This is a genomic window from Cupriavidus sp. GA3-3, assembly GCF_000389805.1.
GTDB classification, from domain to species: domain Bacteria; phylum Pseudomonadota; class Gammaproteobacteria; order Burkholderiales; family Burkholderiaceae; genus Cupriavidus; species Cupriavidus necator_D.
In genome coordinates this window covers 49,308-74,428 of sequence record NZ_KB944461.1, presented here as the reverse complement: position 1 = coordinate 74,428, position 25,121 = coordinate 49,308, and the positions used below count along the sequence as shown (strand labels likewise).

Annotated in this window: 23 protein-coding genes; 8 read left to right on the top strand and 15 right to left on the bottom strand. The window is 66.0% G+C overall.

Translation table 11 applies throughout. The features are described 5' to 3' along the window. Positions 1-213 precede the first annotated feature (213 nt). The 3 genes from C265_RS03035 to C265_RS03025 all read left to right on the top strand — a co-directional run bounded on the left by C265_RS03035 (position 214) and on the right by C265_RS03025 (position 3,270). Positions 214-555: an NAD(P) transhydrogenase subunit alpha gene (locus C265_RS03035; RefSeq protein WP_010813224.1), complete on the top strand. Its 342-nt coding sequence runs from the start codon at positions 214-216 to the stop codon at positions 553-555. After that, complete coding sequence (locus C265_RS03030) at positions 555-2,027, top strand: NAD(P)(+) transhydrogenase (Re/Si-specific) subunit beta (RefSeq protein WP_010813223.1); 1,473 nt, start codon at positions 555-557, stop codon at positions 2,025-2,027. The genes C265_RS03035 and C265_RS03030 overlap by 1 nt, the downstream gene beginning before the upstream one ends. A gap of 196 nt (positions 2,028-2,223) precedes the next feature. Beyond that, on the top strand, positions 2,224-3,270 hold the full coding sequence (locus C265_RS03025) for a two-component system response regulator (RefSeq protein ID WP_010813222.1): 1,047 nt from the start codon (positions 2,224-2,226) through the stop codon (positions 3,268-3,270). A gap of 18 nt (positions 3,271-3,288) precedes the next feature. Here C265_RS03025 and C265_RS03020 read toward each other — a convergent pair whose 3' ends face one another. The 9 genes from C265_RS03020 to C265_RS02980 form a co-directional block, all read right to left on the bottom strand. Next, positions 3,289-4,542 (bottom strand): class I SAM-dependent RNA methyltransferase, encoded by a 1,254-nt coding sequence (locus tag C265_RS03020; RefSeq protein WP_010813221.1) that lies wholly within the window; start codon positions 4,540-4,542, stop codon positions 3,289-3,291. A 64-nt stretch (positions 4,543-4,606) separates the two neighbouring features. After that, a complete protein-coding gene (locus C265_RS03015; protein WP_010813220.1) occupies positions 4,607-5,212 on the bottom strand; it encodes a 2-hydroxychromene-2-carboxylate isomerase in 606 nt (201 codons plus the stop codon). Positions 5,213-5,257: 45 nt separating this feature from the next. Further along, a complete protein-coding gene (locus C265_RS03010) occupies positions 5,258-5,680 on the bottom strand; it encodes a CopD family protein (RefSeq protein WP_010813219.1) in 423 nt (140 codons plus the stop codon). Between the two features lie 50 nt (positions 5,681-5,730). Continuing rightward, the gene (locus C265_RS03005; protein WP_010813218.1) at positions 5,731-7,011 is read right to left on the bottom strand and encodes a glutamate-5-semialdehyde dehydrogenase; all 1,281 of its coding nucleotides are present in this window, start codon (positions 7,009-7,011) and stop codon (positions 5,731-5,733) included. Positions 7,012-7,099: 88 nt separating this feature from the next. Continuing rightward, a complete protein-coding gene (holA, locus tag C265_RS03000) occupies positions 7,100-8,158 on the bottom strand; it encodes a DNA polymerase III subunit delta (RefSeq protein WP_010813217.1) in 1,059 nt (352 codons plus the stop codon). Positions 8,159-8,165: 7 nt separating this feature from the next. Continuing rightward, entirely contained in the window at positions 8,166-8,681 is a 516-nt protein-coding gene (gene lptE / locus C265_RS02995) for an LPS assembly lipoprotein LptE (protein ID WP_010813216.1), read from the bottom strand. A gap of 34 nt (positions 8,682-8,715) precedes the next feature. Then, on the bottom strand, positions 8,716-11,337 hold the full coding sequence (gene leuS, locus C265_RS02990) for a leucine--tRNA ligase (RefSeq protein ID WP_010813215.1): 2,622 nt from the start codon (positions 11,335-11,337) through the stop codon (positions 8,716-8,718). A gap of 182 nt (positions 11,338-11,519) precedes the next feature. Then, positions 11,520-12,317, bottom strand: a complete 798-nt coding sequence (gene dapB, locus C265_RS02985; protein ID WP_010813214.1) for a 4-hydroxy-tetrahydrodipicolinate reductase — start codon at positions 12,315-12,317, stop codon at positions 11,520-11,522. Positions 12,318-12,428: 111 nt separating this feature from the next. Beyond that, positions 12,429-13,052, bottom strand: a complete 624-nt coding sequence (locus C265_RS02980; protein ID WP_011616010.1) for an outer membrane protein assembly factor BamE — start codon at positions 13,050-13,052, stop codon at positions 12,429-12,431. A gap of 245 nt (positions 13,053-13,297) precedes the next feature. On the opposite strand from C265_RS02980, the gene fur reads away from it, so the two are divergent. Next, on the top strand, positions 13,298-13,729 hold the full coding sequence (gene fur / locus C265_RS02975) for a ferric iron uptake transcriptional regulator (protein ID WP_010813212.1): 432 nt from the start codon (positions 13,298-13,300) through the stop codon (positions 13,727-13,729). 93 nt (positions 13,730-13,822) lie between these two features. Here fur and C265_RS02970 read toward each other — a convergent pair whose 3' ends face one another. Next, positions 13,823-14,818, bottom strand: coding sequence for a LysR family transcriptional regulator (locus tag C265_RS02970; protein WP_037023510.1), 996 nt, complete (start codon positions 14,816-14,818; stop codon positions 13,823-13,825). Positions 14,819-15,114: 296 nt separating this feature from the next. On the opposite strand from C265_RS02970, the gene C265_RS02965 reads away from it, so the two are divergent. Next, positions 15,115-15,726 carry a flavin reductase family protein gene (locus C265_RS02965; protein ID WP_037023508.1) on the top strand — a complete coding sequence of 204 codons (612 nt, stop codon included), beginning with the start codon at positions 15,115-15,117 and terminating at the stop codon, positions 15,724-15,726. A 69-nt stretch (positions 15,727-15,795) separates the two neighbouring features. Here C265_RS02965 and gap read toward each other — a convergent pair whose 3' ends face one another. Continuing rightward, a complete protein-coding gene (gene gap / locus C265_RS02960; RefSeq protein ID WP_010813209.1) occupies positions 15,796-16,794 on the bottom strand; it encodes a type I glyceraldehyde-3-phosphate dehydrogenase in 999 nt (332 codons plus the stop codon). Between the two features lie 84 nt (positions 16,795-16,878). Then, positions 16,879-18,912 carry a transketolase gene (gene tkt, locus C265_RS02955; protein WP_011616013.1) on the bottom strand — a complete coding sequence of 678 codons (2,034 nt, stop codon included), beginning with the start codon at positions 18,910-18,912 and terminating at the stop codon, positions 16,879-16,881. A 320-nt stretch (positions 18,913-19,232) separates the two neighbouring features. Here tkt and C265_RS02950 point away from each other — a divergent pair, with 320 nt between their 5' ends. Genes C265_RS02950 through C265_RS02940 form a run of 3 tightly spaced genes read left to right on the top strand, consistent with a single transcriptional unit; the run spans position 19,233 to position 21,081 of the window. Then, entirely contained in the window at positions 19,233-19,661 is a 429-nt protein-coding gene (locus C265_RS02950; protein ID WP_010813207.1) for a glyoxalase/bleomycin resistance/extradiol dioxygenase family protein, read from the top strand. Further along, the gene (locus C265_RS02945; RefSeq protein ID WP_010813206.1) at positions 19,661-20,413 is read left to right on the top strand and encodes a 16S rRNA (uracil(1498)-N(3))-methyltransferase; all 753 of its coding nucleotides are present in this window, start codon (positions 19,661-19,663) and stop codon (positions 20,411-20,413) included. Before C265_RS02950 ends, C265_RS02945 begins: the two co-directional genes overlap by 1 nt. A gap of 59 nt (positions 20,414-20,472) precedes the next feature. Then, positions 20,473-21,081 (top strand): YidB family protein, encoded by a 609-nt coding sequence (locus tag C265_RS02940; protein WP_010813205.1) that lies wholly within the window; start codon positions 20,473-20,475, stop codon positions 21,079-21,081. Between the two features lie 83 nt (positions 21,082-21,164). On the opposite strand, the gene C265_RS02935 is transcribed toward C265_RS02940, so the two are convergent. The 3 genes from C265_RS02935 to C265_RS02925 form a co-directional block, all read right to left on the bottom strand. Continuing rightward, positions 21,165-21,782 carry a barstar family protein gene (locus C265_RS02935; protein ID WP_010813204.1) on the bottom strand — a complete coding sequence of 206 codons (618 nt, stop codon included), beginning with the start codon at positions 21,780-21,782 and terminating at the stop codon, positions 21,165-21,167. Further along, positions 21,779-22,150, bottom strand: a complete 372-nt coding sequence (locus C265_RS02930; protein WP_011616017.1) for a ribonuclease domain-containing protein — start codon at positions 22,148-22,150, stop codon at positions 21,779-21,781. The genes C265_RS02935 and C265_RS02930 overlap by 4 nt, the downstream gene beginning before the upstream one ends. 377 nt (positions 22,151-22,527) lie before the next feature. Beyond that, entirely contained in the window at positions 22,528-24,852 is a 2,325-nt protein-coding gene (locus C265_RS02925; RefSeq protein WP_010813202.1) for an NADP-dependent malic enzyme, read from the bottom strand. Positions 24,853-25,121 lie beyond the last annotated feature (269 nt).

Below are 25,121 nucleotides of genomic sequence, written 5' to 3'. Positions count from 1 at the left end.
GAGGGGCAGGGGGAGAGGGCAGGCGCTGGCATACCGCCGGCCTGACTTCGTGGGCAAGCCTGCCCTCTCCCCAACCGTCTCCCGCAAGCGGGAGAGGGGGCACGCAATGGGTCGATCTGAGCCACTGGACCTTGACGTGCCCTGACCGCAATGCAGCAATAAGAATTCAGTAAAACGCCGCATCCCGGATTCAAAGCAACGGAGGAGAAGTCGATGGAGATGGTGAACCACACGGTGATCAACCTGATCATCTTCGTGCTGGCGATCTACGTGGGTTACCACGTGGTCTGGACGGTAACGCCAGCCCTGCATACGCCCCTGATGGCGGTGACCAATGCGATCTCGGCGATCATCATCGTCGGCGCCATGCTCGCCGCGGGCCTGACCGAAGGCGGGGTCGGGCGCGTGATGGGCACGCTGGCGGTGGCGTTGGCCGCGGTCAATGTGTTCGGCGGCTTCCTGGTCACCCAGCGCATGCTGGAGATGTTCAAGAAGAAGGAACCGAAGGCCAAGGCGCCTGAGTCCAAGCCGGCGCTGGCCAGGGAGGGTGCGTGATGACCGGTCTTGTCAGCATGAACCTTGTCACCCTGCTCTACCTGGTGGCCTCGGTCTGCTTTATCCAGGCGCTCAAGGGCCTGTCGCACCCGGCCTCGGCGCGCAAGGGCAATGCCTTCGGCATGATCGGCATGGCCATTGCCGTGGTGACCACGCTGGTCCTGATCATCAAGCTGAAGAATGAATTCCTCGCGGCGGGCACGGCCCAGTCGTCGGTGGGCACGGGCCTGGCGCTGATCTTCGCCGCGCTCGTGGTCGGCGGCGGCATCGGCGCCTACGTGGCGAAGAAGGTGCAGATGACCAAGATGCCCGAGCTGGTCGCGGCAATGCACTCGCTGATCGGCCTGGCCGCGGTCTTCATCGCCGTGGCGGCGGTGGCCGAGCCGGCGGCGTTCGGCATCAGCCCGGCAGGCTCGCACCTGATCCCGCTGGGCAACCGCATCGAGCTCTTCATCGGCTGCTTCGTCGGCGCGATTACGTTCTCCGGCTCGGTGATCGCCTTCGGCAAGCTGGCCGGGCGCTACAAGTTCCGCCTGTTCCAGGGCGCGCCGGTGGTGTTTGCCGGCCAGCACTGGCTGAACCTGCTGCTGGCGGTGGCGATGGTGGGCTTCGGCGTCATCTTCTTCCTGTCGCAGGACTGGCTGCCGTTCCTGATCATGCTGGCGATCGCCTTCGTGCTGGGCGTGCTGATCATCATCCCGATCGGCGGCGCCGACATGCCGGTGGTGGTGTCGATGCTGAACTCGTACTCGGGCTGGGCAGCGGCGGGCATCGGCTTCTCGCTGAACAACCCGATGCTGATCATCGCGGGCTCGCTGGTGGGCTCCTCCGGTGCGATCCTGTCGTACATCATGTGCAAGGCGATGAACCGGTCGTTCTTCAACGTGCTGCTGGGCGGTTTCGGCGGCGCGACCGCGGCGGCGGCAACCGGCGACCAGCAGCAGCGCCCGGTCAAGTCGGGTTCCGCCGACGATGCCGCGTTCCTGATGGGCAACGCCGAGACCGTGATCATCGTGCCGGGCTATGGCCTGGCCGTGGCGCGCGCCCAACACGCGCTCAAGGAACTGACCGAGAAGCTGGCCGAAAAGGGCGTGACCGTGAAATACGCGATCCACCCGGTGGCAGGCCGCATGCCGGGCCATATGAACGTGCTGCTGGCCGAGGCCGAGGTGCCGTACGACCAGGTCTTCGAGATGGAAGACATCAACAGCGAGTTCGGCCAGGCCGACGTGGTGCTGGTGCTGGGCGCCAACGACGTGGTCAACCCGGCGGCCAAGAACGACCCCCAGTCGCCGATTGCCGGCATGCCGATCCTGGAGGCCTACAAGGCCAAGACCATCATCGTCAACAAGCGCTCCATGGCCGCCGGCTACGCCGGGCTGGACAACGAGCTGTTCTACATGGACAAGACCATGATGGTGTTCGGCGACGCCAAGAAGGTGGTCGAGGATATGTTCAAGGCGGTCGACTAAGGCCGTCCGCGCGCCGCGCGCAGGCCCGGGCCATCCCGGCCCTGCCGCGGGCGCCTCCCGCCGCCGGCCCTGGCTGCAAGGCGTGCCTTGCAAGGCAGCCGTGGCGCGCTATACTGGCCTGCGAATGCGCACACTGGCTTGCCGCTTGCGCCACGCCCGTGCCGAACCACTGCGCCGAACCCCTGCCCGCCGCTCCATGACCTTCAACCCGCACGACAGGAACCTGTCGGTCTTCCATCACCCGGTCCTGACCGTCCTGGTCGATGACAGCAAGTCGTTCATCGACAGCCTGGCGTTCCAGATGGATGCCTCGCGCGCGGTGATCACCTTCACCGACCCGCGTGAAGCGCTGCAATGGATCCGCGAGGCCTATGCCACCCGCTTCCCGGGCTTCCTGCCGGTGCGCGTGACGCACGACGACCTCACCTTCCTGACCGAGCGGCGCACCGTGCAGCTCGACATCGACCGCATCTACCGCCAGATCCACGATTTCAAGCGCTTCCTGCAGCCGGGCGTGGTGGTGGTCGACTATTCGATGCCGCAGATGGACGGGCTGGAATTCTGCCAGGCGCTGCAGGACCTGCCCTGCAAGACCATCCTGCTGACCGGCACCGCCGACGAGAGCATCGCCGTGCAGGGCTTCAACCACGGGCTGATCGACCGCTACGTGAAGAAGCATGAAAGCAATATGGTCGAGCGGCTGGACCAGGAAATCGAGGCCATGCAGCAGGCGTACTTTGCCACGCTGTCGCGCACGCTGCGCGAGCTGCTGACGCGGCATTCCTTTTCGTTCCTGTCCGATCCGGCCATCACCGAGCGCGTGCGCCAGCTGATCGCGCGCTATGGCTTTGTCGAGTACTACCTGTACCCCAACCCGGCCGGCATCCTGCTGCTGACCGCGCAGGGCCACGCCACGCTGATGGTGATCGAGACCCGCGCCGGGCTGATGAGCCAGGTGGAATCGGCCGAGGCCTACGACGCCCCGGCGGCACTGATCGAAGGCCTGCGCGAAGGCCGGCTGGTGCCGTTCTTCTGGCCCGGCAACGGCATGTACACGCCGGCGTGCGTGGACTGGGAACAATACTGCCTGCCGGCCGAGCGCTGCGAAGGCAATGAAGAATTCATTTACGCGCTGTTCGACCTGCCGCGCCACCTGCTGCAGGAGCCGGTGGTCAGCCTGCAGGGCTTCCTGGCGGACTTCAGCCGCAATCCCGACGCACTGACGGGGCGCAAGCGCCCCTGACCCGGCGGCCCGGCGCCGTCAGTCAGCCTGCGGCGCCCGGTTGGCGCCGCGCACCATGTCGAAGCGGAACAGCCGGCATTCGATATTGCCGTTGTAGAGCGGCGTGCGGCGCGACTCCTTGAGCCGCAGCCGGCGCGGGAAGCCCATGTCGCCGGTAAACACCCACGCCTGCCAGCCCGCGAAATGCTGCTTGAGCGTGGTGGCGAAGGCACTGGCGAACTGGTTGGCGGCGGCCTCCTCCACCTCGTCGCGCGGCATCTCTTCCTCTGGCAGGCGGCGCTGGCCGCGCACCGCGATGCGCTCGCCGTACGGGGGATTCATCAACAGCAAACCCGGCTCATCAAAAGGCGGCTGCACGAAGCGCGCATCCACCTGCTTGGTGCGCGCCTCGCCCGGCAGGCCGGCACGCTCCCAGTTGGCGCGCGTGATCGCCAGCATGTCGGTGGAGATGTCCGAACCCACCACCTGCAGCTCATCGGCCGAGGCCAGCATGCGGGCGCGCTGCGCGTCCGACTTCAGCTTCTGCCAGGCCTTGGTGTCCATGCCCTTGAGCCATTCGAAGGCAAAGCTGCGACTGCCGCCCGGCGCGATACCCAGCGCCACCTGCGCGGCCTCGATCAGGAAGGTGCCGCTGCCGCACATCGGATCGTAGAAGGGCCGGAAGGTCTGGCCCGGCACCCAGCCCGCCAGGCGCAGGATGCCGGCGGCCAGGTTTTCCTTCAGCGGCGCCTCGCCCTTCTCGGTGCGCCAGCCGCGCTTGAACAGGGGCTCGCCGGTGGTGTCGAGGTACAGCGTGCAGTCACGCTCGGTCAGGTGGGCATAGATGCGCACATCCGGGCTGGCGGTATCGACGCTCGGGCGCGCGCCCACACGCTCGCGCAGGGCATCGCAGACCCCGTCCTTGACCCGCAGCGCGGTGAAATTCAGGCTGCGCAGCGGCGACTTGTGCGAGGTGATGTCCACGCGCAGCGATTCATCGGGCGAAAACCACTGCTCCCAGCGCACGCCGCGTGCCAGCGTATAGATGTCGTCTTCATGCCGGTAGCCGCGCGCGGCCACGCGCATCAGCACCCGGCTGGCAATGCGCGAATGCAGGTTGACCGCATAGGCGGCGGCCATCTCGCCCGAGAAATTGACGCCGCCCGGCACCTCCTGGTGCACCGTGAACGGCGCCAGCGCGGCCATGCCCGGCATCGCGGCGATCTCGCGCAGTTCTTCGGCGAGCGCGCTCTCCAGGCCGCGCGGGCAAGGGGCAAAGAAGGCTTGGGTCATGTGTTGGGTTTCCTGCAAACAAAAACGTCCGCCGTAGCGGACGGGGATCTATCCGAAGCTTAGCTCAAGCCGCCGCCAGGGCGCGCTCGAGGAAATCCAGCCGGTCCTGGCCCCAGAAGGGCTGGCCGTCATGGACGTACCACGGCGCGCCGAACACGCCGGCCGAAATCGCGTCCTGGGTGTTCTGCGCATAGGCCGCCTGCACCGACTGCGCCTCGCTGGCCCTGAGCAGGCTGGCGCCGTCCAGGCCGGCCTCGTCGGCAATCTGCGCCAGCGTGGCGGCATCGGCGATATTGCGCTGCTGCGCCCACACTGCCGCGCCGATGGCGCCGGTCAGCTGCATCGCGCGGGCGGTGCCGTGCGCCAGCTGCGCCGCGATGATCAGCTTGCTGGCCGCGTCGCCCGATACCGGGAAGAACGTCGGCTGCAGATGCAGCGGCAGGCCCAGGAAGTCGCTCCAGCGCGCCAGCTCCACCAGGCGGTAGGCCTGGCGCTGGGGCGGGCGCTGCGACAGCGGCAGCCCGCCGGAGACGGAAAACACCTTGCCCAGGTCGCACGGCTTCAGGTTCACCTGCGCGCCATGGCGCTCGGCGATGGCGGCAAAGCGCGCATGGCCCAGGTAGACGTACGGCGACTGCGGCGTCAGGTAATAGTCAACCAGCTTGCTCATTTCGGTTCCGCTACAGGATTGGCAACAACAGACCGGGCGCCAGGCTCAGAACGGCTTGACGACCACCAGGATCACCACCGCCAGCAGCACCAGCACCGGCAGCTCATTGAACCAGCGATAAAACTTGTGCGAGCGCGTATTGCGCCCCGCCTCGAACTTGCGCAGCAACACGCCGCAGCCATGGTGGTAGCCGATCAGCACCAGCACCAGCGCCAGCTTGGCGTGCATCCAGCCCTGCCCCGCGCCGCGGCCGATGCCGTAGCCCAGGTACAGCCACAGACCGAACACCACCGCCGGCACCGCCAGCATGGTCATAAAGCGGAACAGCTTGCGCGCCATCAGCAACAGGCGCTGCGTGCTGGCGGCGTCGGTTTCCAGCGCCAGGTTGACGAAGATGCGCGGCAGGTAGAACAGGCCGGCGAACCACGAGACCACGAAGACGATATGCAGCGCTTTGACCCAGAGCATCGGCAGAGAGACGTTCGAGAACGATTGTTATTGTTGTTGGCGCGCGAGCGTCAGGTGCGGATCTCGCCGTGCCCGAATACCACGTACTTCAGCGAGGTCAGCCCTTCCAGCCCGACCGGGCCGCGTGCATGCAGCTTGTCGTTGGAGATGCCGATCTCCGCGCCCAGGCCATACTCGAAGCCATCGGCAAAGCGGGTCGAGGCATTGATCATCACGCTGGCCGAATCGACCTCGCGGATAAAGCGCATGCCCGCCGAGTAGTTCTCGGTGATGATCGAATCGGTATGGTGCGAACCGTATTCGTTGATATGGGCGATGGCGTCGTCGAGTCCGGCCACGGTCTTGATGGCGAGGATCGGCGCCAGGTATTCCAGGCGCCAGTCTTCCTCGGCGGCATCGACCAGGCCGGTAAAGCCGGCGGCTTCCAGCGTGGCGCGGGTGGCCGGACACACGCGCAGCTCGACGCCCTTCTCCTGGTAGATGCGGCACAGCGGCGGCAGCGCGGCGGCGGCGATGTCCTGCGACACCAGCAGCGTCTCCATGGTGTTGCACGGCGCATAGCGCTGCGTCTTGGCGTTGTCGCAGACGCGCACGGCCTTGTCCAGGTCGGCATCGGCGTCGATATAGACGTGGCAGATGCCGTCCAGGTGCTTGATCATCGGCACGCGCGCTTCTTCCATCAGCCGCGCGATCAGGCTCTTGCCGCCGCGCGGCACGATCACGTCGACGTATTCGGTCATGGTGATCAGCCGGCCCACGGCAGCGCGGTCAGTGGTCTCGATCACCTGCACCGCCTCGGACGGCAGGCCGGCCGCGGACAGGCCCTCGGCCACCAGCGCCGCCAGCGCGGTGTTGGATTCGATTGCTTCGGAGCCGCCGCGCAGGATGGTGGCGTTGCCCGACTTCAGGCACAGCGCCGCGGCGTCGATGGTCACGTTCGGGCGCGACTCGTAGATGATGCCGATCACGCCCAGCGGCACGCGCATCTGGCCGACCTGGATGCCGGTCGGGCGGAACTTCATGTTCGAGATCTCGCCGATCGGGTCGGCCAGCGCGGCGATCTGCTCCAGGCCCGCGGCCATGGTGGCGATGGCCTTGTCCGACAGCGTCAGGCGGTCGATGAAGGCGGCGTCCTGGCCGTTGACGCGGGCGCGTTCAACGTCACGCGCGTTGACCGCCTTGAGCTTGTCGGCATCGCGGCGGATGGCCGCGGCGATGGTCAGCAGCGCGCGGTTCTTGTCGGCCGTGGAGGCACGCGCCATGGCGCGCGACGCGGCGCGGGCCTGGCGGCCGACGCGGTCCATGTATTGGTTGAGGTCGAGCTCGTTCATGTCAGTGGCCCTGGGGTGGTGGCCGTCAGTGTGTTTTCCGTCCCCCCGCCGCACGCGGCGGGGGAAGCAAACCTGTGGAGTTGCGCGTTCAGCGCGCGATCATCAGGGCAAGCTGCTGCAGCCCGTCCCATGGTTCCGCCGGCAGCGGGCTGCCGCCCGGTGGCGGCAGGTCCGACAGGCCCTTGACCTGGCGGTCCAGCCGCGCCGCCAGCGCCAGCGCCGCTTCCAGCCTTGGCTGCGCCAGGCGCTGCGCGGCCTGCGGCACCAGCCGCTCGCGCGGGCCCCAGACGCGCAGCTCGCGCATCAGCACACCCGCCGGCTTGCCGGCCGCCAGCCCTTGCCGGACCTTGGATAATACGCGAATTTCCTCGGTCAGCGCCCACAGCACCAGCACCGTGGCCTCGCCCTCGCCGCGCAGCCCTTCGAGCATGCGCACCAGCCGCGGCACGTCGCCGGAGAGCATCGATTCAGACAGCTTGAACACGTCATAGCGGGCCACATTCAGCACCGCATCGTGCACCTGGTCGAAGGTGAGCTCGCCGGGCGGGTACAGCAGCCCCAGCTTCTGGATTTCCTGGTGCGCCGCCAGCAGGTTGCCCTCGACCTTGTCGGCGATGAACTGCAGCGCACGCCGGCCCGGCTCGCCGCCTTCGACGCGTTGCTGCTGCAGCGACAGCCGCTCGCCGACCCAGGCCGGCAGCCGGGTGCGGTCCACGGTGTCGACCTTGATCGACACGCCGGCGCCTTCCAGCGCCTGGAACCAGGCCGACTTGGACGCGGCAAAATCCAGCCGCGGCAGCGTCACCAGCAGCACCACGTCGGGCGACGGCTGGGCGGCCACAGCGCGCAGCGCCTCGCCGCCGTCCTTGCCGGGCTTGCCCGACGGGATGCGGAGTTCAACGATCTTGCGGTCGCCAAAGAGCGACATCGACTGCTGCGCCTCGACCAGCTGGCCCCAGTGGAAGCCGCGCTCGGCCACCAGCACGTCGCGCTCGGAGAAGCCGGCTTCGCGCGCCGCGGCGCGCAGGCGGTCGACGGCTTCCAGCACCAGCAGGTGTTCGTCGCCATGTACCACGTACAGCGGTGCCAGGCCCTTGGCCTTGGCCTGCCTCAGGTGCGCGTCGAGCCCGTCGAGCTTGAGCTGCATGCCGTGATCAGATGGCCTTGACGGCGGCCAGCCGGCGCATCAGCTGCTGCACGATATCGCGCTGCATGTCGCGGTACAGCTGCTGCTCTTCGTAGTCCTTGGCCAGCGTGTTGGCTTCGTTGTAGGTCAGGTCGCGGGTCAGCACCAGCTGCGACGGCGCGATCAGTTCATTGCCGGCGGGGTCGCGCAGGCGGAAGGTGAAACGCTGCGTCAGGCGGTATTCACGCACCACGCCCTCGGTCGTGATCGACAGGATCGACTTGGTGCGGGTGTCCTGCAGCACGTCCAGCAGGGCGTCGGCCTCTTTCTGGTCGGCCACCACCTGGGTGTCGGAACCGCCGCGGATGGCGCGGCGCAGGTCCGCGCCCATCAGCGAATTGGCCGGAATCCCGATATAGAGCCGCTTGAAGGCGAAATCCGCGTTGCCGCGCATGTGGAAGCCGCAACCGGCCAGCAGGCCCGTTGCCGGCACTGCCAGCATTGCCGCGAGCACCTTGCGGCGCCCCATGTTCAGTCGCTTCATTCTTGGCGATTCCTTGTCAGGTTCCGGGGCCAGCTTACAACACCACGTTGACCAGGCGGCCGGGTACCACCACGATCTTCTTCGGCGCCTTGCCCTCGGCAAACTTGGCCACGGTCTCGCTGGCGGCGGCGGTTGCCTCGATCGCGGCGCGGTCGGCTTCGGCGGGCACGGTGATGCTGCCGCGCACCTTGCCGTTGATCTGCAGCACCAGTTCGATCTCGCTGCGCACCAGCGCGGCTTCATCGACCTGCGGCCACGGCGCGTCGAGCAGGTCGCCGGCTTCGGCGGCGTAGCCCAGCTGGTCCCACAGGCCGTGGGTGACGTGCGGCACCACCGGGTACAGCACGCGCAGCAGGATGCCGAAGCACTCGCGGCGCGCGGCCGGCGAAGCGGTCTTGGCGTCGTCCAGCGCGTTCAGCATCTTCATCGTGGCGGACACCACGGTGTTGTACTGGATGCGCTGGTAGTCGTAGTTGGCCTGCTTGAGCACGCCGTGGATCTCGCGGCGCAGGTCGGCGTCATCGGCAGTCGGCTTGCCGCCGGCGCCGTCGCGGATGGCCGCGGCATTGGCATAGCCGTAGTTCCACACGCGGCGCAGGAAGCGCGAGGCGCCCTCGACGCCCGAGCCGCTCCACTCAAGCTGCTGCTCCGGCGGCGCGGCGAACATCACGAACAGGCGCGCGGTGTCGGCGCCGTACTGGTCGATCAGCGCCTGCGGATCGATGCCGTTGTTCTTGGACTTCGACATCTTCTCGACGCCGCCGATCACCACCGGCTGGCCGTCGGCGATCAGCGTGGCGCCTACCGGGCGGCCGCGCTCGTCGGTGCGCAGGTCGACCTCGGCCGGGTTGTACCAGTGCTTCTTGCCCGACGCGTCTTCACGGTAGTAGGTCTCGTTGAGCACCATGCCCTGCGTCAGCAGGTTGGTGAAGGGCTCGTCGAACTTGACCAGGCCCAGGTCGCGCATGACCTTGGTCCAGAAGCGTGCGTACAGCAGGTGCAGGATCGCGTGCTCGATGCCGCCGATGTACTGGTCCATCGGCATCCAGTAATCGTTGCGCGCATCGACCATGGTGGCCGCATCCGGGCAGGTATAGCGCATGTAGTACCAGCACGAGTCGATGAAGGTATCCATCGTGTCGGTCTCGCGGCGCGCCGGCTTGCCGCACGACGGGCAGGTGCACTGCAGGAAGCGCGCATCCTTGGCCAGCGGGTTGCCGGTGCCGTCCGGCACCAGGTCTTCGGGCAGCACCACCGGCAGGTCTTTCTCAGGGACCGGCACCACGCCGCAGCTGTCGCAGTGGATCAGCGGGATCGGCGTGCCCCAGTAGCGCTGGCGCGAGATGCCCCAGTCGCGCAGGCGCCAGGTCACCTTCTTCTCACCCAGGCCCTTGGCGCCCAGGTCGGCGGCAATGGCTTCGACCGCGGCCTGGTAGCCGAGGCCATCGTACTTGCCGCTGTGGATGCAGGTGCCCTGCTCCTTGTCGCCGTACCATTCCTGCCAGGCTTCGGTCGAGTACGGCTGGCCCTTCACGTCAATGACTTGCCTGATCGGCAGCTTGTACTTGAGCGCGAAGGCGAAGTCGCGCTCGTCGTGCGCGGGCACGCCCATCACGGCGCCGTCGCCGTAGCTCATCAGCACGTAGTTGCCGACCCACACGTCGACCTTCTCGCCGGTCAGCGGGTGCACCACTTGCAGGCCGGTCGGCATGCCCTTCTTCTCCATGGTCGCCATGTCGGCTTCCATGACCGAGCCGTGCTTGCATTCGTCGATAAAGGCAGCCAGTTCGGGGTTGTTCAGCGCGGCATGGGTGGCCAGCGGGTGCTCGGCGGCGACCGCGCAGAAGGTCACGCCCATGATGGTGTCGGCGCGCGTGGTGAACACGTACAGCTTGCCGTCATTGATCGGCTTGCCGTCCTCGCCGGGGATGTCGTGCGGGAACGCAAAGCGCACGCCCACGCTCTTGCCGATCCAGTTCTGCTGCATCACCTTGACGCGCTCGGGCCAGCCCAGCTGGTCCAGGTCGCCCAGCAGTTCCTCCGCATACTCGGTGATGCGCAGGTAGTACATCGGGATCTCGCGCTTTTCCACCACCGCGCCGGAGCGCCAGCCGCGGCCGTCGATGACCTGCTCGTTGGCCAGCACGGTCTGGTCGACCGGATCCCAGTTGACAGTGCCGGTCTTGCGGTAGGCGATGCCCTTTTCCAGCATCTTCAGGAACAGCCACTGGTTCCAGCGGTAGTAGTCCGGGCTGCAGGTGGCGACCTCGCGCGACCAGTCGATCGCCAGGCCCATCGACTGCATCTGCTTCTTCATGTAAGCGATGTTGTCGTAGGTCCAGGCCGCCGGCGCCACGCCGTTGTTCAGCGCGGCGTTCTCGGCCGGCATGCCGAAGGCGTCCCAGCCCATCGGCATCAGCACGTTGTTGCCGTTCATGCGCAGGTAGCGCGCCATCACGTCGTTGATGGTGTAGTTGCGCACGTGGCCCATGTGCAGCTTGCCCGACGGATACGGCAGCATCGAGCAGGCGTAGAACTTGGGCTTTTCCTTGCCGTCGGCCCCGGCCGCATGCTCCGACACGCGATAGGCGTCGATGGCTTGCCAGTGCTGCTGGGCGGCTTGTTCAACGGCGGAAGGAAGGTATTTGTCTTGCATGGTCGGGACAGCAGTCAGGACAACGTTTGCGCGGCAACTGGCCTGCCGGCATCCGGGGGAATCGTTGGAATGAGAGCAGCGGGCGCGCCGCTTGCGCGGCGCCCGCCGGGCGTGCAATGCGAAAGAAGACGATTATAACCGTGGCGGCAGGCCAGTTTCGGCCCTGCGCGCCCCGCGGCGCCTTACTTCAGGCCCAGCACGTCCTGCATGTCGAACAGGCCGTTGGGCTTGTCGGCGAGGAAACGGGCGGCGCGCACGGCACCGTCGGCATACGACTGGCGGCTGGAAGACTTGTGGCTGATCTCGATGCGCTCGCCGATGCCGGCGAACATCACGGTGTGGTCGCCGACGATATCGCCGCCGCGCACGGTGGCAAAACCGATCGAGTTGGGATCGCGCTCGCCGGTGTGGCCTTCGCGGGCATAGACGGCACAGGTCTTGAGGTCGCGGCCAAGCGCATCGGCAATCACTTCACCCATCTTCAGCGCGGTGCCCGACGGGGCATCGACCTTAAAGCGGTGATGCGCCTCGATCACTTCGATATCATAGCCAGTCGACAGCAGCCTGGCGGCCACTTCCAGCAGCTTGAAGGTGGCGTTGACACCGACGCTGAAGTTGGCGGCGAAGACGATCCCGATCGACCTGGCGGCCTCGGCCAGCGCGGCCTTGCCGGCCTCGTCGAAGCCAGTGGTGCCGATCACCATCTTCACGCCCAGCTTCTTCGCCGCGGCCACGTGGGCCAGCGTGCCTTCGGGACGGGTGAAATCGATCAGGCAGTCCGCGCCGGCCAGCACCGCTTCCACATCGGAACTGATCGCCACACCGGTCTGCCGGCCCAGCAGCAGGCCCGCATCCTGTCCCAGCGCCGGCGAGCCCGGCACGTCGAGCGCGCCCGCGAGGCTCACGCCCTCGGTGTTCAGCACTTGTTCGATCAGCATGCGGCCCATGCGGCCCGATGCGCCTGCAATGGCGATGTTCATGGTGTCTGGCTCAGCGGAATATGCGCAATGCGCGGAAAGTGATCGAGCCGGCCATGCCTGACCGGCCCGGAAAACTGGTGGCGCGCCGCTGCCGGCGCGCCGTGCGGCCGATCAGTTGGCGGCCGGTTTGGGGGCCTGGGCCGGCGCCGCTGCCTCGGTGGGAGCGGCCGGCGATGCCGCAGGGGCGGGTGCCGCCTCCGGCTGCTGCGCCTGCCGCGGCACAAAGTTCTCCACCGTGGTCTGCGCTTCGGCCGGGGCGGCCGCGGCGGCTGTCGCGCCGGTGGAGATCTTGCCCGGCGTCTGGTCCTTCAGCGCCTTTTTCATGCCGTCGATCTCGGCAATCAGCTCATACTCGGACGGCAGTTCATCGCCACTGAACTTGACCAGCCGGTCGCCTTCGAAAAACACCGTGAAGCGGCGCTGCTGCACCACCGGGGTATTGCCGCGGCGGAACGAGAACACATAGTCCCAGCGGTTGGCGTGGAACACGTCATTCAGCAGCGGCGTGCCGAGCAGGAACTTGACCTGGTCGCGCGTCATGCCTTCGCGCAGTTGCGATACGGCCTCGCGCGAGACGAAATTGCCCTGCACGATGTTGATCCGGTACGGCGTGATGGCGTTGGCTACCTTGCGCGAGGTGGAATCGTAGGCTGAGCAGGCGCCGGCCAGCAGGGCCGCGGCCAGCAGGGGGACAACCAGCGTCGGGCGCATGGCGGACGAACGGATAGAACGCATGTATCTCGCTTCCGGGAGGGAAAGAAAAGTACCGCGGCACGGTACCGCAAAGCGGGCACAAAAACGGCGCAATATGCGCCGATTGCACCACACACGCCTGTTGCGCCTGCCGCGACAACCACATGGGACGGCAACCGTGCCGGGCGCGTGACGTCGACCTGGGACATCACTACCGCGAGCGACTTTTGCTGCCAAAACCCTTATGATTCAACTATCCAGTCATTGTACTCTAGGGAGTCACCCACATGCCGAGTCCGGCGGACCTCAAGAACATCGGCCTGAAGGCGACCGTGCCCAGGCTGAAGATTCTTGAAATTTTTCAGACCAGTGAGCAGCGGCACCTGAGCGCGGAAGACGTCTACCGTATCCTGCTGAACGAGCATATGGACATCGGCCTGGCCACCGTCTACCGCGTGCTGACCCAGTTCGAGCAGGCGGGCCTGCTCTCGCGCAACAACTTTGAATCCGGCAAGGCGATTTTCGAACTCAACGAAGGCAAGCACCATGACCACCTGGTGTGCCTCGACTGCGGCCGCGTCGAGGAGTTCTTCGACTCTGAAATCGAGCACCGCCAGCAAAGCATCGCGCGCGAGCGCGGCTTTACGCTGCAGGAACATGCACTGTCGCTGTACGGCAATTGCACCAAAACAGACTGTCCCCACAGACCCAAACGATAAGCCTGCACGCTCCACCGCGGAGCGCAGACGGGCAACAAAAAACCGGCGCCAGGCGCCGGTTTTTTGTTTGGGCTGCTCGCCGCAGGATGCTGCTCAGGGTGCCTGCAGGTCTTGCAGGTCCTGTTCGGTGACCACCCGTGCCGGGCGTGCCGGCGGCAGTCCGACAAACTCGCCCACCACCTGGCGGAACAGGTTGCGCGCCCACACCAGCATCGGATGGGTGTTGCGGCTGCGGTGCCAGAACATGTTCAGGCCGAGCGTGGTGTTCAGTTCCGACGGCAGCGGGAAGGCCTTCAGGCCATAGGTCTCGCAGGCCATGTCCTTGGTCAGCGCATTGACGGTGAAGATCATGTCGGTCTGCGAGGCCAGTTCGGCCTGGGCACGCCATGAATGTACTGTCAGCGTCGCATTGCGCTTGAGCCCGCGCTGCTGCAGCGCGTAGTCGAGCGGAATCAGCGACGGCGCCGGGCGGCCGGAGCCGCCGGAATGCGCCATGAAGATATGGCCGCAATCCAGGTATTGCTCCAGCGAGCAGTGGTTCTTGAGCACCGGATGGCTCTTGCGCGCGCAAACCCACAGGTTCAGCGACGTCACCATTTCCTCGACGATTTCCGGGTGGCGTGTCGGGAACGGCGAAAAGGCCAGGTCAAGTTCATTGGCGCGCATCGAGGCGACGTCCGTTTCCCACGAATGGGATTCGACCAGCTTGATATGCAGGTCCGGCGCCAGCTGCTTGATACGCAGCACAAAACGGTTGAATACCGTGTCGCCCAGTTCAGCAGCGAAGCCGATGCTCAGCGTGCCGGTGGCAATGGCCGGATCAAAATTGTCGGCATCGCCCTCGTTGATCGACGACCACAAGTCCAGCATGTCGCGGATCTTCGGGCCCAGTTCCAGCGCACGCGGCGTTGGCGTCAGGCCATGCGGGACGCGGATGAAGAGCGGATCGTCAAAGATTTCACGCAGCCTGCCCAGCGAGTGTGATACGGCCGGTGCGGTCATATGCATCTTTTCCGCTACATAAGTGGCGTTTCGCTTGCTCAGTAGTTCGGTGAAGATCACTAAAAGCTTCGTGTCTACGTTCACCATGATCAGGCCTCGGTCAGATTATTCTTAGCTAGATGGCCCCACCACTTGCACTGGCTGCACATCAGATTTCAACGGCGTCTTAATAGTGTAAGAGGAAAAAACAAGCTCGGAAAGCAAATTCGGCATTTCTGAAATGGCCGTCTACGCCATATTTCTGAAAAATTGCGCTCTTTTTCCACAATTGACCGCATATGTGAACATTTCCCGCGCCGCAACATGCACTCGTACATCCGGGTATAGTGGGTCCGCCGTTCCCATTTTTATCATTCTTTTCTGACGGCTCGATCCCGGCCATCATGCCTGAACATTTCCGCCTGCCCGTATCACTCCCGAAAGCCTACCGCTTGCTGAACCACGGCCCCACTGTGCTGGTCAGCGCCGCCGCCGGCGGCAAGCGCAATATCATGGCCGCCGCCTGGGCCATGCCGCTCGACTTCGCCCCGCCCAAGGTGGCAGTGGTGCTGGACAAGAGCACCTGGACCCGGCACCTGCTGGAAGACAGCGGCGAGTTCGTGTTGCAGGTCCCCACCGTCAGCCAGGTCGACCTGACCGAGGCACTGGGCTCCAGCTCGGGCCTGGCGCTGATGGAGCAGGAAGGCACCGACAAGTTCGACGCCTACGGCCTTGGCACCTTTGCCGGCACGGCGGTGAGCGCGCCGCTGCTGGAGGGCTGCGCGGCCTGGCTGGAATGCCGGCTGCTGCCGGAGCCGGCCACGCAGCAGACCTACGACCTGTTCCTTGGCGAAGTCGTGGCCGCTCATGCGGACTCGCGCGTGTTCAGCAACGGGCGCTGGCATTTCGACGGCCATGATGCGCTGCGCACCATCCACCATGTGGCTGGCGGCCATTTCCTGGTGGACGGCGACGCAATCGACGCGCGCCCACTGGCGCCCCGCCCGGCTGGCTGAATATCACAGCGCCGGAAAATGAGAAACGCGCCCGAAGGCGCGTTTTCCTTTACTGCGGAAGCTGCCGGATTACTTGGCCGCGACGCGGACCATTTCCAGCACCTTGTTCGAGTAGCCCCACTCGTTGTCGTACCAGCTCACGACCTTGATAAAGGTGCCGTCCAGCGCGATGCCGGCTTCGGCGTCGAAGATCGAGGTGCGGGCATCGCCGCGGAAGTCGGTGGCGACGACCTTGTCTTCGGTGTAGCCCAGCACACCCTTGAGCGCGCCCTGGCTCTGGGCCTTCATCTCGGCGCAGATTTCTTCGTACGTCGCCGACTTTTCCAGCTCGACGGTCAGGTCGACCACGGACACGTCCGAGGTCGGCACGCGGAACGACATGCCGGTCAGCTTCTTGTTCAGCTGCGGAATCACCACGCCTACGGCCTTGGCGGCGCCGGTCGACGACGGGATGATGTTTTCCAGGATGCCGCGGCCGCCGCGCCAGTCCTTGTTGGACGGGCCGTCAACGGTCTTCTGGGTGGCGGTGGCAGCGTGCACGGTGGTCATCAGGCCGCGCTTGATGCCCCACTTGTCGTTCAGCACCTTGGCCACCGGTGCCAGGCAGTTGGTGGTGCAGCTGGCGTTGGAGATGATCGCCTCGCCCTTGTACGACTCGTGGTTCACGCCGTACACGAACATCGGGGTGTCGTCCTTGGACGGGGCCGACATGATCACCTTCTTGGCGCCCGCGTCGAGGTGCTTCTGCGCGCCTTCCTTGGTCAGGAAGATGCCGGTCGATTCGACCACCACATCGGCGCCGATCTCGCCCCACTTCAGTTCGGCCGGATCCTTGACCGCGGTCAGGCGAATCTTCTTGCCGTTGACGACCAGGGTGTTGCCGTCGACCGACACTTCGCCGTCGAAGCGGCCATGCACCGAGTCGTACTTCAGCATGTATGCCAGGTAGTCGGGCTCCAGCAGGTCGTTGATGCCAACGACTTCGATGTCCTTGAAGTTGGCGACTGCGGCGCGGAACACCATGCGTCCGATGCGGCCGAAGCCGTTGATGCCGATCTTGATGGTCATGACTGTCTCTCCTGAGGATCGATTGAAACCGGTGGGCGCCGCACGGGCCGCGCGGCGCACCACGCGGCTCCAGCGCCCGGATGCTTAGATAAGGGTGTCCTTTACCGTTCGGACAACGTTGTCGACGGTAAAGCCGAAGTGCTTGAACAGCACGCCGGCCGGGGCCGACTCACCGAAGGTGTCAATGCCCACCACCGCCTGGACCTGGTACTTCCACCAGAAGTCCGTCACGCCCGCCTCGACCGCCACGCGCGGCACGCCGGCCGGCAGCACGCTGGCCTTGTAGGCGGTGTCCTGCTTGTCGAACACGGTGGTCGCGGGAATCGACACCACGCGCACGTGCACGCCTTCGGCGGCCAGTGCATCGGCGGCGCCGACGGCCAGGCCGACTTCCGAGCCGGTAGCCAGAATCACGGCGTCCGGACGGTTGGTCTTCGGGTTCACGCTGTCGCGCAGCACGTAGCCGCCGCGCGCGATATTGGCGCGCGTGACGTCGTCGCGGCGCTGGAACGGCAGGTTCTGGCGGCTGAAGATCAGGCAGCTCGGGCCGTTCTCGCGGCGGATCGCCTCGGCCCAGGCCACGGCGGTCTCGGTGGTGTCGGCGGTGCGCCAGACATCCATGTTCGGGATCAGGCGCAGGCTGGCAACGTGCTCGATCGACTGGTGGGTCGGGCCGTCTTCGCCCAGGCCGATCGAGTCATGGGTGAACACGAACAGCGAGCGGATCTTCATCAGCGCCGCCATGCGCAGCGCATTGCGGCTGTAGTCCGAGAAGGTCAGGAAGGTGGCGCCGTAGGGGATGTAGCCGCCGTGCAGCGTGATGCCGTTCATGACGGCGCTCATGCCGAACTCGCGCACGCCGTAGTTGATATGGTTGCCCCAGGCATCCACGCGCACGGCCTGGCTGCCCGACCAGTTGGTCAGGTTCGAGCCGGTCAGGTCAGCCGAACCGCCGAGGAACTCGGGCAGCACCGGGCCGAAGGCCTCGATGGTGTTCTGGCTGGCCTTGCGGGTGGCGATGGTCTCGGCCTTTTCCTCGCACTTGGCGATAAAGGCCTCAACTGCGGCGTCGAACGAACCCGGCAGTTCGCCCTTCATGCGGCGGCGGAACTCTCCGGCCTCATACGGGTGGCGCTCTGCGTAGGCATCGAACAGCGCGTTCCAGGCACGCTCCAGCGCCTGGCCGTTGGCCTTGGCGTCCCAGGCGTCGTAAACCTCGGCCGGCACTTCGAACGGGGCGTGGGCCCAGCCCAGCGCCTCGCGCGTGGCCAGCACTTCGGCGCCGCCCAGCGGGGCGCCGTGCACGTCGTGGCCGCCTTCCTTGTTCGGGGCGCCCTTGCCGATCTTGGTGCGGCAGCAGATCAGGGTCGGCTTGTCGCTGGCCTTGGCCTGCGAGATCGCCATGTCGACGGCGGTCACGTCATGGCCGTCGATGCCGCGGATCACGTTCCAGCCGTAGGCCTCGAACCGCTTCGGGGTATCGTCATTGAACCAGTGCACCACGTCGCCGTCGATCGAGATGCCGTTGTCGTCCCACAGTGCGATCAGCTTGTTCAGCTTCAGCGTGCCGGCCAGCGAGCAGGCCTCGTGGCTGATGCCTTCCATCAGGCAGCCGTCGCCCAGGAACACATAGGTGTGGTGGTTGACGATGTCGTAGCCGGGGCGGTTGAATTCTTCACCCAGCAGGCGTTCGGCCAGCGCCATGCCGACTGCGTTGGTGATGCCCTGGCCGAGCGGGCCGGTGGTGGTTTCCACGCCCGGGGTGATGCCGTATTCCGGGTGGCCGGCGGTCTTGCTGTGCAGCTGGCGGAAATTCTTCAGCTCTTCCACCGGCAGTTCATAGCCGGTCAGGTGCAAGAGCGAATAGATCAGCATCGAGCCGTGGCCGTTGGACAGCACGAAGCGGTCGCGGTCGGCCCACTGGGGGTTGCCCGGGTTGTGCTTCAGGTGCCGGCCCCACAGCGCCACGGCGATGTCTGCCATGCCCATCGGTGCACCGGGGTGGCCGGAATTGGCCTGCTGGACGGCGTCCATGGCAAGCACGCGGATGGCGTCGGCCATCAGCTTGGCGGGCTGGGAAGCAAAAGGGCTTGTGGCGGGATGGGCAAGGGCGGACATGCGGGCGGTCTTGGACGTGAGCGGGCGTGAGCCTGACGGTGACGGCAGGAAAACCGCAATTTTAGCAGAAGCTAGGGGGTTTTCCGGACTCCCGGACAGCCCCCGCGGCGCAGTCCGCGCGATCACCGCAGGCCGCCTGGCACGGCCCCGCCCACGGCACCGGAACTATCCGGCCCCTCACATGCCTGATGCTTCACCCCGACAGCGCCAGCTTCACCGCTGCGCCGCACTTCGACAGCGTAGCGCGGCACGCGTAAGATGCACTCTCGCACCGCGCGGCACGCCAGCCGCGCCGGGTTTCCCGCACTCAGGAGACGATCATGACCAGACCGGCCAACACCCCCTGGCTCACCCCCTACCTGACCGTCGCCAACGGGCGCGCCGCACTGGACTTCTACAGCCGCGCCTTCGGCTTCACCGCCGGCAACGTGGTCGACGAAAACGGCGTGCCGACCCACGCCGAGATGCACTACCAGGGCCAACTGGTGGTGATGTTCGCGCCCGAGGGCGCCTGGGGCAGCACCGCGCGCACGCCGCGCTCGCTGGGCGTCGAGTGCCCGCAGACCTTCTATGTCTATTGCGACGATGTCGACGCCATGCACCAGCGCGCGGTCGACGCCGGCGCGGTCAGCCTGATGGCGCCGGCCGACCAGTTCTGGGGCGACCGCTACTGCATGGTTGAAGATCCCGACGGCTACCGCTGGGGCTTCGGCAAGCCGCTGGAACAGGCAGCAGGCCAGGCAAGCTGATGGCACCACGCTTCTTCGTCGGCGGCACGGACACCGTCCTGGCCGCCGAATCCGATTTTCCGCTGCCTGAGCCGGTGGTGCGCCACGTGCAGGTGCTGCGCCTGGTGCCGGGCGACGCCATGACGCTGTTCGACGGCCGCGGCGGCAGCCACGCGGCCACGCTGGTCGAGCTGGGCAAGCGCCACGCGCTGGCGCGCATCGGCGCGCATGACGCGGCCGAAGCCGAGCCGCCCTTCCGTGTCACGCTGGCCCAGGGCCTGGCCGGCGGCGACAAGATGGACTGGCTGATCGAAAAGGCGGTTGAACTGGGCGTCACGGCAATCCAGCCGCTGCAGGCCAGCCGCTCGGTGGTGCGCCTGTCGGGCGAGCGCGCGCACAAGCGCCACGCGCACTGGCAGGCGCTGGTGCAGGCCGCCTGCGAGCAATGCGGCCGCAATCGCTTGCCGGAGGTTGCGCCGGTCGCTAACTTTGAGACATGGCTGGCGCAGTCCGCGGCTGGCGGTGCCAGGCTGCTGGTATCGCCGCGCGCCACGCATTCGCTGCCAGCGTTCATCGCCGAACAGCGCGAAAGCTTGCTGGCCAGCGGCGTTACGCTGCTGATCGGCCCCGAAGGCGGCCTGGCGCCCGACGAAGAGCAGGCGGCAAGACAGGCGGGTTTCACCGGCGTGTCGCTCGGCCCCCGCATCCTGCGCACTGAAACCGCCGGGCTGGCATGCCTGGCAACCCTTAACGCCTTGCTTGGCGGATTCTGACGGCGGCGGCCATCCGGTCATCGCGTCAACCTTGCAACCCTGACTGAAAGGAGTCGACCATGGGACTACTCGATAGCGTGCTGGGCGGTGTGCTCGGACAACTCGGCGGCGCGCGTGGCGAGGCAGGCAGTACCGGAGGGCTCGACCCCAAGCTGATGATGGCGCTTGGCCTGCTGGCAACGCTGGCCATGCGTAGCCGCGGACAAGCAGGCGATGCGGCGCCTGTCGATGACGGCCTGGGCGGACTGGGCAGCCTCGGCGGGCTGCTGGGCGGCATGCTCGGCGGCGGCGGTGCCGGCGCAGCGCCCGGCGGCGCCACCGGCGGCCTGGACCTTGGCTCGCTGCTGGGCGGACTGCTTGGCGGCCAGGGTGGCGCCCCGGCCAACAGCCAGGCACTGGGCGCGGCCGCCGGCGGCATCGGCGCGCTGCAGCAGATCCTGGCGCAGGCCGGGCTGGGCGAACAGGTGAACTCGTGGATCGGCAGCGGCGCCAACCAGCCGGTCACGCCGTCGGCGCTGAGCAGCGCGCTGGGCGACACCGGCGCGCTCGAATCGCTGGCACAGACCACCGGCATGTCGCAGGATGACGTGGCCGCGCAACTGAGCGAAGGATTGCCGGAACTGATCGACCGCCTCACGCCGCATGGACATCTGCCGGCGCAGGAATAGGACCAGCACCTTGCCGGAAAGCAAAAAGCCCGCAATTGCGGGCTTTTTGCTTGACTCGCCTTGCAAGGGCTCAGGCAGTGCGCTCAGGCGAACGAATAAAACACCCGGAACTGCACCTTGCGCTCGCCCCAGAACTCGGCGGCGTCGCGGAATACGTCGAGCAGCACCTCGCGCCCTTCCTTGTCGAACTTCTGCGCGATCGGCAAGCCTTCCAGCACGATCACAAAGCCCGGCTGCGGGCCTGCCTTGTAGATCATGTCGGTCAGGCAGTCAGCCAGCGCGTCGAAGTTCTTGCCGAAGTGCTTCGGGAAGGTGAATGACGTGGCGATTGTTTCCAGGACCTCAGCCTTGCTCGCGCAATGGGCGCAATTGGCATAGAGGAAATGCTGCCCGAGATCGGCGGCCGCCTGGGCCAGCTCAGGCACGCGGAAGGCGCGGATCGACTGGACGATGTTCGGACGCACCGTCTTGAACAGGTTCATGGCCCCCTCGCTGGTGCCGTCGTTCCAACCGGGACCGGCGGGCATGGCCACGGGCGCGGTCGCGGGCGGGAGTTTTTGCATGAGCTCCTGGCTCGGCATCATCAGCACGTTGTCGTATAGGTTCTGGGCCTGCTGCTGAGCCCGCTGCCAGCCATCTCCGGCGCCGCGCTCTTCGCGGGCGGCAAGGGCGTCGCCCAATCCGAAAATGTCAGTCATCATTTGAGTATCCGTTTGAAGCTGTTGTAGTGATCTTCCGTGTAGTAACAATCGTTGGCAGCGCGTTGTTCTCCGCCGCAGACGATCCGCTTGGCTCCCCGGTTCCGGCTCCTGGCGCTCTTGACCGTGTATTCGCGGTAATACCCGCGTTCACGTTGAGGCAGGATGCGTTCGTAGTTGCCGAATCTCGATCCGTCCTTGTCATACAGGAACGGGCCGCCGGCTTCGATGCGCTCCAGGGTCTGCCGTGCATCGTTGGGCAACTGCTGCACTGCAATGGTTCCCATCCCTTCGGTCTGCACCTGCCGCGCCAGCGTCGGCTGCGCCAGGGCCAGCACCAGCGCCGCGCCGGTCATGGACCGGGCCAGCATGCGCGATGCGTGCCGCATCAGAGAAACTTGGAAACCCACGTTGCTTGTCTTGGTTGAACCGGAAATCGAGCCTGCCGCTGGTTGGGTAGACGATCTGTCCGGGCCACCCTGGCCAGCGCCCTGCGCCACCCGTAGAGGAGCGCGATGGATGCCGGCCGCACCGGGGCGCTCATGGCGAGCGCCTGTATCAAAGGCGTAAGGTTACGCGCATGCACGCAATTAATCAATCCCGGCCCGGCGGCAGCGGTAATTCTTCAATTGTTTCAATATGTTAAGCGTATGTGTGCGCATACTAACCATGCACATATGGACGTAAAAAAAGCCGGGCGAACCCGGCTTTTCGTCACATTGGCCGGCTACCGGCCATACCAAGCGGTTTAGCGCTTGGCAGAGGCATCCACCACGACCAGCGAGGTCATGTTGACGATGCGGCGCACCGTGGCCGACGGCGTCAGGATGTGCACCGGCGCCTTCACGCCCAGCAGGATCGGCCCGATCGCGACGTTGTTGCCCGCGGCAACCTTGAGCAGGTTGTACGAGATATTGGCCGCGTCGATGTTCGGGCACACCAGCAGGTTGGCTTCGCCCTTGAGCGCGCCATCCGGCACCAGCTGGTCGCGCAGCTTCTGGTCGAGCGCGCTGTCGCCGTGCATTTCGCCGTCGATCTCCAGGTCCGGGGCGCGATCGCGCAGGATGGCGAGGGTTTCGCGCATCTTGCGGGCCGAAGGCGCTTCGGACGAACCGAAGTTCGAGTGCGACAGCAGCGCGACCTTGGGCTCGATGCCGAAGCGCTTCAGTTCCTCGGCGGCCATCAGCGTGATCTGGGCCAGCTCTTCGGCGCTCGGGTCGACGTTGACGTGCGTATCCACCAGGAAGATCTGGCGGCCCGGCAGCACCAGGCCATTCATCGCCGCGTAGACCTTGTTGGTGCCGCCCAGCACCTGGTCGATATAGCGCAGGTGCGCCGCGGTGTTGCTGACGGTGCCGCAGATCATGCCGTCGGCCTCGCCCTTGCTCACCAGCATCGCGCCGATCAGCGTGGTGCGGCGGCGCATTTCCAGCTTGGCGTACTCGGGCGTGATGCCCTCGCGCGCCATCATGCGGTAATAGGCGTCGGAATAGTCGCGGAAACGCTCATCGTGCTCGGGGTTGACCACGGTGAAGTCCACGCCGGCGCGCAGGCGCAGGCCGAAGCGCTCGATGCGGTGCTGCAGCACGGCCGGGCGGCCGATCAGGATCGGGTTGGCCAGCTTTTCGTCGACGATCACCTGCACCGCGCGCAGCACGCGCTCTTGCTCGCCTTCGGCGAAGACGATGCGCTTCTTATCCATCTCGACCTTGCGCGCGGCGGCGTAGATCGGCTTCATCAGCGTGCCCGAGTGGTACACGAACTGCTGCAGCTGCAGGCGGTAGGCGTCCATGTCCTCGATCGGACGGGCGGCCACGCCGGACTTCATCGCGGCCTCGGCCACGGCCGGCGCCACCTTGACGATCAGGCGCGGGTCGAACGGCTTCGGAATCAGGTACTCGGGGCCGAACGACAGGTCCTGGATGCCATAGGCGGTGGCGACGATGTCGCTCTGCTCCTGGCGCGCCAGTTCGGCCAGGGCATTGGCCGCGGCGATTTCCATCTCGCGCGTGATGGTGGTGGCGCCGCAATCCAGCGCCCCGCGGAAGATGAACGGGAAGCACAGGACGTTGTTGACCTGGTTCGGGTAGTCGGTGCGTCCGGTGGCCATCACGGCGTCAGGGCGCACTTCCTTGACCAGCTCCGGCGCGATTTCCGGGTTGGGGTTGGCCAGTGCCAGCACCAGCGGCTTGTCGGCCATGCGCTGGACCATGTCCTGCTTGAGCACGCCCGCGGCGGACAGGCCCAGGAAGATGTCGGCACCGTCGATCACTTCGGCCAGCTTGCGCTTGTCGGTCTTTTGCGAGAAGCGCGCCTTTTCCGGGTCCATCAGCTCGGTACGACCCTCATAGACCACGCCGGCCAGGTCCGTCACCCAGATGTTCTCGATCGGCAGGCCGATGTCGACCAGCAGGTCCAGGCAGGCCAGCGCGGCCGCGCCGGCGCCCGAGGCCACCAGCTTGACCTTCTTGATGTCCTTGCCGACCACCTTCAGGCCGTTGATGATGGCCGCGGACACCACGATGGCGGTGCCGTGCTGGTCATCGTGGAAGACGGGGATCTTCATCTTCTCGCGCAGCTTGCGCTCGACGTAGAAGCACTCCGGTGCCTTGATGTCTTCGAGGTTGATGCCGCCGAAGGTGGGCTCCAGCGCGGCGATGATCTGGACCAGCTTTTCCGGGTCCTTCTCATCGACTTCGATATCGAACACGTCGATACCGGCAAACTTCTTGAACAGGCCAGCCTTGCCTTCCATCACCGGCTTGGAGGCCGCGGCGCCAATGTCGCCCAGGCCCAGCACGGCGGTGCCGTTGGTGATCACCGCGACCAGGTTGCCGCGGGCGGTGTAGCGGAAGGAATTGGCCGGATCGGAAACGATCTCTTCACAAGCGGCGGCCACGCCCGGCGAATAGGCCAGGGCCAGGTCGCGCTGGTTCGACAGCGGCTTGGTCGGCGTGACCGAGATCTTGCCGGGGGTGGGAAACTCGTGGTACTCGAGCGCCGCTTTGCGCAGCGCCTCACGCTGCTGCTGTTTCAGATCGTCTTGGGACGGGGACTGCTGAGGGCTGGTCATCGGCGCATCTTCCAATCGGTGGAGCCGTCATTGACGAGGCGGGGGACGATCGGCGGACCGGCTCCACGTGCCCGCCCTTCTCTTCCTTTGGAACCCAGCATTTTATATAGTGAAATACTATTTCACAATAAGCCTTTTACTTGGGGCACCTTTGCGATTCGGTACAATATGCCCCATCCCCCCGGGCAATACCAGCAAGCGTAGCGCCTGCCGGCAGAAGCGGCGTACCGCGCGATGGTCATGGCTGTCGTGCGCGGCAGTATCTTGCT

Coding starts and splice junctions, on each gene's coding strand:
- C265_RS02935 (WP_010813204.1), bottom strand. CDS start 21,782: ATGATGACTGACATTTTCGGATTGGGCGACGCCCTTGCCGCCCGCGAA.
- holA (WP_010813217.1), bottom strand. CDS start 8,158: ATGCAGCTCAAGCTCGACGGGCTCGACGCGCACCTGAGGCAGGCCAAG.
- tkt (WP_011616013.1), bottom strand. CDS start 18,912: ATGTCCGCCCTTGCCCATCCCGCCACAAGCCCTTTTGCTTCCCAGCCC.
- C265_RS03030 (WP_010813223.1), top strand. CDS start 555: ATGACCGGTCTTGTCAGCATGAACCTTGTCACCCTGCTCTACCTGGTG.
- fur (WP_010813212.1), top strand. CDS start 13,298: ATGCCGAGTCCGGCGGACCTCAAGAACATCGGCCTGAAGGCGACCGTG.
- C265_RS02970 (WP_037023510.1), bottom strand. CDS start 14,818: ATGGTGAACGTAGACACGAAGCTTTTAGTGATCTTCACCGAACTACTG.
- C265_RS02980 (WP_011616010.1), bottom strand. CDS start 13,052: ATGCGTTCTATCCGTTCGTCCGCCATGCGCCCGACGCTGGTTGTCCCC.
- C265_RS03005 (WP_010813218.1), bottom strand. CDS start 7,011: ATGAACGAGCTCGACCTCAACCAATACATGGACCGCGTCGGCCGCCAG.
- lptE (WP_010813216.1), bottom strand. CDS start 8,681: ATGAAGCGACTGAACATGGGGCGCCGCAAGGTGCTCGCGGCAATGCTG.
- C265_RS03015 (WP_010813220.1), bottom strand. CDS start 5,212: ATGAGCAAGCTGGTTGACTATTACCTGACGCCGCAGTCGCCGTACGTC.
- C265_RS02965 (WP_037023508.1), top strand. CDS start 15,115: ATGCCTGAACATTTCCGCCTGCCCGTATCACTCCCGAAAGCCTACCGC.
- C265_RS02930 (WP_011616017.1), bottom strand. CDS start 22,150: ATGCTGGCCCGGTCCATGACCGGCGCGGCGCTGGTGCTGGCCCTGGCG.
- gap (WP_010813209.1), bottom strand. CDS start 16,794: ATGACCATCAAGATCGGCATCAACGGCTTCGGCCGCATCGGACGCATG.
- C265_RS02950 (WP_010813207.1), top strand. CDS start 19,233: ATGACCAGACCGGCCAACACCCCCTGGCTCACCCCCTACCTGACCGTC.
- C265_RS02940 (WP_010813205.1), top strand. CDS start 20,473: ATGGGACTACTCGATAGCGTGCTGGGCGGTGTGCTCGGACAACTCGGC.
- dapB (WP_010813214.1), bottom strand. CDS start 12,317: ATGAACATCGCCATTGCAGGCGCATCGGGCCGCATGGGCCGCATGCTG.
- C265_RS03020 (WP_010813221.1), bottom strand. CDS start 4,542: ATGACCCAAGCCTTCTTTGCCCCTTGCCCGCGCGGCCTGGAGAGCGCG.
- C265_RS03025 (WP_010813222.1), top strand. CDS start 2,224: ATGACCTTCAACCCGCACGACAGGAACCTGTCGGTCTTCCATCACCCG.
- leuS (WP_010813215.1), bottom strand. CDS start 11,337: ATGCAAGACAAATACCTTCCTTCCGCCGTTGAACAAGCCGCCCAGCAG.
- C265_RS03035 (WP_010813224.1), top strand. CDS start 214: ATGGAGATGGTGAACCACACGGTGATCAACCTGATCATCTTCGTGCTG.
- C265_RS03010 (WP_010813219.1), bottom strand. CDS start 5,680: ATGCTCTGGGTCAAAGCGCTGCATATCGTCTTCGTGGTCTCGTGGTTC.
- C265_RS02925 (WP_010813202.1), bottom strand. CDS start 24,852: ATGACCAGCCCTCAGCAGTCCCCGTCCCAAGACGATCTGAAACAGCAG.
- C265_RS02945 (WP_010813206.1), top strand. CDS start 19,661: ATGGCACCACGCTTCTTCGTCGGCGGCACGGACACCGTCCTGGCCGCC.